Source organism: Exiguobacterium sp. s142 (assembly GCF_018618455.1).
Lineage (GTDB): Bacteria > Bacillota > Bacilli > Exiguobacteriales > Exiguobacteriaceae > Exiguobacterium > Exiguobacterium aurantiacum_A.
Genome location: NZ_JACSMB010000022.1, coordinates 25,437 through 33,637, shown reverse-complemented (window position 1 = coordinate 33,637; position 8,201 = coordinate 25,437). Strand labels below are relative to the sequence as shown.

Sequence of the window (8,201 nt, the reverse complement as noted above, 5' to 3'; positions counted from 1 at the left end):
ACTAATCTATCGGAGTTCTGTTCTGATTTTTCGGCAATAGTGTAAAATCGTATCGAGCAAAAACTGTCAATTTTATTCTAGCGTTCACATCAAGAGGGTTGGGAAAATGTACAAGTAAAATAAATCATCCTTAAAATGAACTGCACCTTTGATTGTTAGATGTGTCTAACAATCAAAGGTGCAGTTCGCATGCGTTCGGAGTGTTTTTATGCTTTCATCCGCGTGACTGTTCGCGTCTTCGTATCATACAGACACCATTCCCGGTCGAAGATGACGGCGCCGACGTTGATGACGTAGCGCTTCTTCTTCAACTTGAACGGTGTCCCGATTTCCCAGGGAATCGAGCGGCCTTTCCGGTAGATGCCCGGAATATGACTATGCCCGATGAAGACGAGCGGGTACTTGCCTTTTTCGACGATCGGCTCCCAGTCGGCGCTCCACTCGATTTGGTGACCGTGCAAGAACAGCGCCTCATCGAGTGTCGTCTGTTCAGGCAATAATGAGATGCGGGTCTTGACAGGGTGCGACACGATGAGCACTTCGTCAATCCGTTCTTCTTGGTTGCCGCGCAGGCTCGGGAACGTCAAGAGCGCCTCGTACTGCTCGTCAAACGTCATGACGTCGGAGACGTCATGAAACCGTTCGTTGCGCCGTTTTTTGCCGATATGGCACTCGTACAAGTCGCCGAGGCAGAGGATGTGCTCGGTCTCGCGCCTGACCGCCTTGAGGACGGCTTTCAAATCATCAAACGAACCGTGCGGGTCACTGATGATGGCGAGTTTCATCGGTAGTTCGTGAACTGGGCATCGACCGATAACTCGAGCTCACGGACGAGTTGCATGACCGCTTGTAGGTCATCCCGTGACTTGGCCGTCACACGAATTTGATCGTCTTGAATTTGCGATTTCACTTTCAACTTCGACTCTTTGATGGCGTTGTTGATCTTCTTGGCATCGTCTTTGTCGATTCCGCTCTTCAACTTGACACGTTGACGGACGGTACCGCCGAGTGCGCGTTCGATTTTTTGATAGTCGAGGTTTTTCGTCGGCACGCCGCGCTTGATCAACTTCGAGATCATGACGTCTTTTAATTGTTCGAGTTTGTAATCGTCATCTGAGACGAGGACGAGGTCACCGTTATCGAGTGACATCTCACTCTTCGACCCTTTAAAGTCGTAACGGTTCAAAATTTCTTTTTCGGCGATTTGGATCGCGTTTTTCACTTCTTCGAGGTTCATTTCTGACACGATATCAAAAGAATTGTCTTTTGCCATGTTTCATCCATCCTTTGTATGGGTTTTGTTATAATGATAGCAGATTTGAAGCAGTGAAGGAGTGAAACGATGGAACATACAATCGATAGACAGACAAATGTAGACTTGGATCACGTTGCATATCATGGAAAAGACCTTGGGGTGACGTTTAAAAGTGAACTCATCCGTCTGCGGGTGTGGTCGCCGGTAGCCGAGCAAATGACAGTGAAGCTTTATCGTACGGCGCGGGCGCGTAAGTTTGATCGCATCGAGCTCGAACGGGCCGAAAAAGGGACATGGATGGTCGAGCTTGACCGGGCACAATTCGAAGGTCAGTTTTACGTGTTCGAGGCAATCGTTGACGGCAAACGCATCGAATCCCTCGATCCGTATGCGAAAGTCGTCGGCGTCAACGGGAAGCGGGGCTGCCTGCTCGACCCGTCTTCAATCAACCCGGACCATTGGGTCAAAGAACGTCCGCTCTTCCACTCTTCGCAAGAAGCGGTCATTTATGAAGCACATGTGAGAGATTTGACGAGCCATCCGGATGGCGGTGTCATGCACCGTGGTAAATTCCTCGGGATGACCGAGGCCGGCACGAAGACGAAAAACGGATACCCGACAGCGCTCGACTACATCACAGCGCTCGGCGTGACCCACCTTCAACTTATGCCGTTCTTTGACTACGGTTCGGTCAACGAGTCGCGGGAAAGCGAGTCGAACTATAACTGGGGCTATGACCCGGTCCATTATTTCGCGGTCGAAGGTTCGTACGCCTCGACAGCGGATGACCCGGCCGCCCGTATCCTCGAATTGAAGGCGATGATTCAAGCGCTCCATGACCGCGGGATCCGCGTCATCATGGACGTCGTGTTCAACCATACGTATGACGCTTTGACGACACCGCTCGGCCAGTTCGTGCCGGACTACTACTATCGGTTGAACGAGGACGGGACGCTTGCCGACGGCTCGGCGTGCGGCAACGATACAGCGTCGGAGCGGTTGATGATGCGCAAACTGATCGTCGAATGTGTCTCGTATTGGGCCAAAGAGTTCATGATCGACGGCTTCCGCTTTGATTTGATGGGGCTGCATGACGTCAAGACGATGAACCAGGTCCGCAAAGCACTCGATCGGATTGATCCATCGATCCTCATCACCGGAGAAGGCTGGGATCTCGATACACCACTGGCAGTTCGTAAGAAGGCAAACCAACACAACGCCCGTAAAATGCCACGTATCGCTCAGTTCAACGATGCGATCCGGGACGGAATCCGTGGTGACGTATTCATCGAAGACTTGCCGGGCTGGATCAGCGGCAACGCCGAGCTGACGGCTGACGTGAAGCGCGGGATCACCGGTGCGGTCACGAGTCAAAGCTTCGCCGATGAGCCGAACCAAGTCGTCAACTACGTCGAATGCCATGACAACTTGACGCTTTGGGACAAACTTGCCGCCGCTAGTCCTGACGACAATGAGACGACGCGCCGCCGCCGTCATCGTCTTGCGACGACGATCGTCCTGCTCAGTCAAGGCATTCCGTTCCTTCATAGCGGGCAAGAGTTTTTCCGCACGAAAGACGGGGATGAGAACAGTTTCAAATCGGGCGAGGTCATCAACCGATTGGACTGGACCCGGGCCGAGCAAGAGACGCCGAGCGTCGAATATGTGAAAGGCTTGATCAACTTACGCAAACAGTATCCGTTGTTCCGTCTCGAGAACACCGAACAGATTCGAAAGCACTTACGTTTCTTTGACGAAGAAGAAGGGATAATCGCCTACGAACTTCATCGTCACGTCGAAGGTTATGTCGAGCGTCATCTCGTCTACCATAACGGACTCGAAGTACCGGTCGACGTGAAGCTGCCAGCAGGCAAGTTCGAAGTTCATGTCGAGGACCATACCGTCAACTTGACGGCGCCACGCCTCGTCGAAGACCGGCACCTCACCGTCGCGCCGCTGTCGACGCTCGTCGTGACAGAACGCCGTCCGGATTACAGCAAGTACGCCGTCGCCGGTGGAGCTGCGCTTGCCATCCTTGGACTTTGGTACGTCGCGAAAAAGCGGAAGAATAAACAAGGGTAACAAAAAAAGGAGACGTCATTCCGTCTCCTTTTCTTCGTTCGGCTCGGTCTTAGATGCTTCAAGCTCCATCATCTTCCGAACGAGGATATGTTTTGGCATATGCATGAGTTCTTCAAGCGGTACGTTCAACTTTTTGGCAAGCTCGACCGCCGTCTCGGGAGACAGTTGTAGTGGGCGCATGTGGTTTCTCCTTTCTAAATTCAGGTTTGCTACAGCCAGTATACAGCAAAAACGGACCGAGCGAGAATGTGTCGTGTGAACACATTCAAAATCGATAAACCGTTCGGTCGTTGCTAAGCTGAAACTAGGAAGTGATCAAATGTACAAACAAGTAGCAGACTATCAGTTTCATCAGACGGTTGAATGGTTAGAGCGCGTCGGTGGAGGATGGATGTTGTATTTGGCGCAAACTGGATTTGTCTTTTTCGACGAAACGTTCCAAATCAGATGGGAACTCGAGTGGAAATGGGCACCGTGCGCACTATATATTGAACCACATGGAAAAAAAGCCGTCGCGCTGTTCCGAGACATGCAAACGTATGGAGTCATTGATTTAAAGCAAGGCATGATGGAGTGTCACCCAATCCCAAAAACGTTTCATGACGATTGGTTCAGCAATTTATGTCATTGGCGAGGAGACGATTTATTTCTCTACTCGGCGGAATCTGACATCGTGGCGTTAAACATGACCGACCACACGTTCCGCTATAGCCGCTATGAGGAGACGCCGGAGTTTGGCGCCATCATCGAGTTAGCCTATCATCCGATTTATGATTTTGAGCGGTTCACGGCCCCAGGCCTCGTCACGCTTTACGATGAATTGAATCAGCAATTCATGGTCGAGCAGGTCGAAGCGGGTGAACGATGGACGATTCCTTACGGCGGCGATTATGATACGGTTATCGTCGACCAGGTCGGTGCGACGACAGCGATTACGTCGATGACTTCGTTCCAGCTGTTCAAGCGTGACCGTCTGCTGTTTGCTTCTGAAGTATGTGCCGAAAGTGAATTATTGAAAGTGATGTTGCTTGATGAGTCGGGAGACCGCCTCGTCGTATTATCGACGCCTCGACGATTTTGCCATAGTTGGCTACAAGTGTTCGAGCGTTGACGTTCCTGGACCGAACTCACGGTTCAGGATTTTTTTGCGAAGACTTGATGAAACTCGTGCGAAACGGGAACAGTCTTCTTAGATGGAGAGGGGTGGACTTGGATGGAACGGTTAGGTAAAAATTTGGTGCGGTGGCGCTTTTGGGTGGTCGCCGTGTGGACTGTGTTATTAGCGGTCTCGATTTACTTCGGATTGCAGTTGCCTGGGGAATTGCGAGGAAACGGGTTTGCGGTTCAAGATGGCCGCTTCGCGCAAGTGGAGGACACGTTGAACGATCGGTTCGACCGGGCCGGCGCTTCGATGATCGTCTTGCTTGAAGGCGGTGACTTAGAGACGGTCATGGCCGAACAAAAAACACGGCTCGAATCTGTTTCAGGCGTCGATGGCGTCATCACGCCAGCGGAGAACCCGGACGCGCGTTCAGGTGACGCCGCGTACTTCGTGCTCGAGTTCGAGGACCAGGAAGCGGCCGAGGCGGCGATTGCCGACGTTCGTGCTGAATTGATTCGAGATACGGACACGGAAGTCCGGTTGACCGGGGAGCCGGTCTTTGCCCAAGATTTGAACGAGGCATCGAAAAATGACTTGATCCGGGCCGAATTGATCGGGATCCCGGTCGCGCTCGTCGTCCTCCTGCTCGTCTTCGGGACACCGCTCGCCGCTTTCATGCCCTTATTCGTTGGACTGATCACGTTCATCGTTGCGGCGGGATCGCTCTTCTTCTTCACGCAGACGATGGAGCTATCGATTTTCGTATTGAATGCCGTCGCGATGATCGCGATTGCGCTCGGGATCGACTTCTCGCTCCTGCTCGTCAACCGTTACCGTGAAGAGCTCGCCAAAGGACTGTCACGGGAAGCGGCCATCGTCCGGACGGTCGCGACGGCAGGTCGCTCGATCCTGTTCTCAGGACTGTGCGTCTTCGTCGGGCTCGCCGGACTGTTGTTCATTCAAGTCGATGTGTTTCAAGCGATCGCGCTCGGTGCCTTGATTGCGGTCGCGGGTGCCGTCTTATCGGCGCTCACGCTCTTGCCGTCGGCGCTCTATATCGTCGGCGATGCCATCAATAAAGGACGTCTCATCAGAACGAACGAGACGCGCTCTGAAGTGCGCTGGCAAAAGTTGGCCCGGTTCGTCATGAAGCGTCCGGTCGTGATGACGCTCGTCGCGTTGCTCCTTTTGTTGCCGAGCCTTTGGTTCGTCCGCGACTTAGAACTGAACATCCCGGACGCCGATGCGCTCCCGACGTCGTACGAATCCCGGGCCGCCCTCGAGCGGTGGGACGATGTGTTCGGCGAGACGTCGACCGATGCGGTGCTGTTGTTTGAGACGAACGATTTGACCGACTCGATGATTCTTGACGAGTTGACAACCCTTACAGACGAGTTGAATGAAGACCCGATCGTCGACAACGTCACGACGTTCTTGACCGCATCAAATCTGACAGCTGCGGAATTCCAACAGCTCGTTCAAGTCGCCCCGGAACAGCTCGAGGCGTTTGAACGTCTCGTCACGCTCGAAGGCAATACCGATCTCGCACTCGTCAACGTCAGCTTCGACGTGCCGCCGAGTGATAAAGCGGCGCAGGCGTTCGTCCGCGATTGGCGCGACCAAGGCTTCGACGTCGGCGGACCGGCCGCCTTCAACGAAGAAATCTATGAAGAGATTTACGACAGCATCCCCTATGCGGTCGTGACCGTGATTTTAGCGACGATGGTCATCCTCATGTGGGCGTTCCGCTCGATCTTGATTCCGATCAAGGCGATCATCATGAACGTGCTCGGACTCGGGGCGACGTTTGGGTTATTGGTCATCATCTTTGAGTCGGGCTACGTCTACGACGCCGAGACGATCAGTATTTTGACGCCGGTGTTCATCTTCTCGCTCGTTTTCGGCCTGTCGATGGACTACGAGGTGTTCCTCGTCTCACGGATCGAGGAGTATTACCGCGAGACCGGGGATAACGACTATGCGACCGAGATGGGGCTCGCTAAGACGAGCAAGATTATCACGTCGGCCGCGATTATCATGATCGTCGTCACGGGCGCGTTCGCTTTCACCGGTGTCAGCCCGATCAAACAGCTCGGGGTCGGTATCGCGCTCGCCATCTTCATCGATGCGACGATCATCCGGATGTTGCTCGTCCCGTCCTTGATGAAACTGTTCGGCGACTGGAACTGGTGGTGGTTCGGGAAGAAGGATTTACCGAAACGTAATCTACACTAAATGTACATTTAATGAAATAGTCGCGAGAGTATGTTAAAATAGTCTCATGATTACGCGCAATTTGGGAAAGGAAGGTCTTTATGGACACCGAGAGGACATGGCCTCTGTTTCAATTGCCGGACTTCTAGCGTTGAGTTTTTACAGACGAACATCGATGTAAAAAATCAACAAACGGAAGATCGGAGATGGAACAGATGGAACCGCGGCTACGACTGAGGATCCTCCTCTCCGTTGAAAACGGGGAGGACAATCGGAATGAAACGAGTTGCTACCATAGTGCTCGGAACGCTGATCATGGCGTTCGGTTATTATTATTTGAATGAACAGTTTGGTTTGGCAGAAGGGGGCTTTGTCGGGTTAGCATTACTCGGCCGCTATTTATTTGATATCGATCCGGCGATCTCGATGATCGTACTCGACATCCCCTTCTTTTTAATCGCTCTTTGGTGGAAAGGCTGGCGCTTCGTCGGACAAGCCGTGCTTGCCGCGGCGTCACTTTCGCTCAGCTATGCGATGTGGGATCGACTCGACCTGTTGACGTTTGACATCCAGGTCTGGCCGGCGACACTGTTTGCTGCGATTGCGAGTGGGATTGTGACCGGCTACGGTCTCGGTCTCGTCTTGAAGTCAGGTGGAGCGACCGGAGGCGACGATTTATTCGCACTCGGTCTGTCAAAGTGGTCCGGCGTATCGGTCGGAACGATTCTCATCGCCTTCGATGTGGTTGTTCTTGCGATCTCGCTCATCTACTTGCCGCTCTCGAACGCGCTTTACACGCTCATCGCGGTCTCAATCGCGGGTCGTGTCGTCACGAAGATGTTGACGGAAGACGCTGTCGAAGTAGCCATACCAAGTGTGACCAAACTAACACCAAAAAACGATCTCGCGTGAGATCGTTTTTTTTTATGGCGTGAACAGTTGAAAAAGAACTTCAACTGTTTACTGAATGGAATTCGCAATTTTGAGCAGGTCATCTTTTGAGAGTTGAGTTCCGGTATAGTCAACGGCATACTCGACGTTTTCCTGTTGCCAACTGATCATTTTCATATCATCAAATTCGGTATAGTGACCGTTCAATCCGTTTCTAATCATGACTTTTTCGTCCCAGCTATCGACGTGATTCCAACCCATTTCACTGGTCGCCCAAACAGTAATTGACTCGGTTTCATTTTTGTAGACCAGTCTAACTTGATTCAAATTCAGAAGGTGTGAATATTGTTCATCTATCTCGAGTGGGAGGTAGGAAGGAGTTTCAACTTTAAACGGAACGAACGATGTAGTAAAAGCAATCGGCATCTGAATTGGGACCCGGCCGACGACTAAAAGAGCAAATATCATAGCGAGGATGATTTTAAAGGTACGGCGACTCGTTCTTTGTTTTGGGTGTTGAGCCACTTTCTATCCCTCCTGTCGTAGATCTTAATACTAGAATACTAGAAAAAGAAGATGATGATATAGTTTTTTACTAATTATGGATATAAATAATCAAACGGGTTGTGCAACAGTAACAAAAATCACAGCTTTTCA

General features: G+C 51.8%; 8 protein-coding genes. 4 read left to right on the top strand and 4 right to left on the bottom strand.

Translation table 11 applies throughout. From position 1 onward, the window contains the following. Window positions 1-206 precede the first annotated feature (206 nt). Window positions 207-785, bottom strand: a complete 579-nt coding sequence (locus KNP77_RS14440) for a metallophosphoesterase family protein (protein WP_070329198.1) — start codon at window positions 783-785, stop codon at window positions 207-209. Continuing rightward, window positions 782-1,273, bottom strand: coding sequence for a YajQ family cyclic di-GMP-binding protein (locus tag KNP77_RS14435; RefSeq protein ID WP_034780837.1), 492 nt, complete (start codon window positions 1,271-1,273; stop codon window positions 782-784). The genes KNP77_RS14440 and KNP77_RS14435 overlap by 4 nt, the downstream gene beginning before the upstream one ends. 69 nt (window positions 1,274-1,342) lie before the next feature. Between KNP77_RS14435 and pulA the strand changes: the two genes are divergently transcribed. Continuing rightward, entirely contained in the window at window positions 1,343-3,337 is a 1,995-nt protein-coding gene (gene pulA, locus KNP77_RS14430) for a type I pullulanase (RefSeq protein WP_214891439.1), read from the top strand. A gap of 15 nt (window positions 3,338-3,352) precedes the next feature. Here pulA and KNP77_RS14425 read toward each other — a convergent pair whose 3' ends face one another. Continuing rightward, the gene (locus KNP77_RS14425) at window positions 3,353-3,517 is read right to left on the bottom strand and encodes a YycC family protein (protein ID WP_016509685.1); all 165 of its coding nucleotides are present in this window, start codon (window positions 3,515-3,517) and stop codon (window positions 3,353-3,355) included. Between the two features lie 139 nt (window positions 3,518-3,656). On the opposite strand from KNP77_RS14425, the gene KNP77_RS14420 reads away from it, so the two are divergent. The 3 genes from KNP77_RS14420 to KNP77_RS14410 all read left to right on the top strand — a co-directional run bounded on the left by KNP77_RS14420 (window position 3,657) and on the right by KNP77_RS14410 (window position 7,565). Next, window positions 3,657-4,448 carry a hypothetical protein gene (locus KNP77_RS14420; protein WP_131508158.1) on the top strand — a complete coding sequence of 264 codons (792 nt, stop codon included), beginning with the start codon at window positions 3,657-3,659 and terminating at the stop codon, window positions 4,446-4,448. Between the two features lie 102 nt (window positions 4,449-4,550). Beyond that, a complete protein-coding gene (locus KNP77_RS14415; protein ID WP_070329201.1) occupies window positions 4,551-6,674 on the top strand; it encodes an MMPL family transporter in 2,124 nt (707 codons plus the stop codon). Between the two features lie 255 nt (window positions 6,675-6,929). Further along, complete coding sequence (locus tag KNP77_RS14410; protein ID WP_070329202.1) at window positions 6,930-7,565, top strand: YitT family protein; 636 nt, start codon at window positions 6,930-6,932, stop codon at window positions 7,563-7,565. Between the two features lie 48 nt (window positions 7,566-7,613). Here KNP77_RS14410 and KNP77_RS16180 read toward each other — a convergent pair whose 3' ends face one another. Then, the gene (locus KNP77_RS16180) at window positions 7,614-8,069 is read right to left on the bottom strand and encodes a DUF4367 domain-containing protein (RefSeq protein ID WP_214891437.1); all 456 of its coding nucleotides are present in this window, start codon (window positions 8,067-8,069) and stop codon (window positions 7,614-7,616) included. Window positions 8,070-8,201 lie beyond the last annotated feature (132 nt).

Excerpts from the sequence above, each read along its gene's own strand:
- pulA (WP_214891439.1), top strand. The coding sequence starts at position 1,343 with ATGGAACATACAATCGATAGACAGACAAATGTAGACTTGGATCACGTT.
- KNP77_RS14420 (WP_131508158.1), top strand. The coding sequence starts at position 3,657 with ATGTACAAACAAGTAGCAGACTATCAGTTTCATCAGACGGTTGAATGG.
- KNP77_RS14415 (WP_070329201.1), top strand. The coding sequence starts at position 4,551 with ATGGAACGGTTAGGTAAAAATTTGGTGCGGTGGCGCTTTTGGGTGGTC.
- KNP77_RS14435 (WP_034780837.1), bottom strand. The coding sequence starts at position 1,273 with ATGGCAAAAGACAATTCTTTTGATATCGTGTCAGAAATGAACCTCGAA.
- KNP77_RS14440 (WP_070329198.1), bottom strand. The coding sequence starts at position 785 with ATGAAACTCGCCATCATCAGTGACCCGCACGGTTCGTTTGATGATTTG.
- KNP77_RS14410 (WP_070329202.1), top strand. The coding sequence starts at position 6,930 with ATGAAACGAGTTGCTACCATAGTGCTCGGAACGCTGATCATGGCGTTC.
- KNP77_RS14425 (WP_016509685.1), bottom strand. The coding sequence starts at position 3,517 with ATGCGCCCACTACAACTGTCTCCCGAGACGGCGGTCGAGCTTGCCAAA.